The following is a 599-nucleotide window of genomic DNA, read 5'->3' on the forward strand; positions in this document are numbered from 1 at the left end:
CAGAAGAAGCGACCAAAGCCACCCAGCAGGTGGCCCAGACCATAGAACAAGTGGCTAAAGGTTCTACCGAACAATCCAAAAACGTGACGGAAACAGTACAGGTCATGGACCAGGTGGCCCAGTCAATCCAGCAGATTGCCGCCGGAGCCGGCGAACAGAGCAAAAACGTGGCCAGCACAACGGCCCTGGTGGAAAATATGGTCAAAAAGATTGACGACATGGCGGAAGGTATGGAAACGGTCAAGCAGGTGTCCGAACAAAACGGTGTCGTGGCTACAAATGGCGGACAGGCTGTTGAACGAACCGTTAAGGGCATGCTGCAGGTCAAGGATGCCGTTTTTGAAACGGCCCGGAAGATCAACGAACTGGGCGAACAGTCCCAGAAAATCGGCGAAATTATCCAGGTCATTGACGACATTGCCGAACAAACCAATCTGCTGGCATTAAACGCCGCTATCGAGGCCGCCCGGGCCGGGGAACACGGCAAAGGCTTCGCGGTGGTGGCCGACGAGGTAAGGAAACTGGCCGAAAGGTCCAGTAAAGCCACCAAGGAAATAGCCGACCTGATAACCAATATTCAGAAAGGGACCAAGGTGGCC

Annotated in this window: 1 protein-coding gene; it reads left to right on the forward strand. The window is 54.3% G+C overall.

Annotation, left to right across the window (positions count from 1 at the left end):
• A partial coding sequence (locus Tfer_RS16785; RefSeq protein WP_242843616.1) for a methyl-accepting chemotaxis protein occupies positions 1–599 on the forward strand: 599 nt, incomplete at both ends.

Source organism: Thermincola ferriacetica (genome assembly GCF_001263415.1).
Lineage (GTDB): Bacteria > Bacillota > Thermincolia > Thermincolales > Thermincolaceae > Thermincola > Thermincola ferriacetica.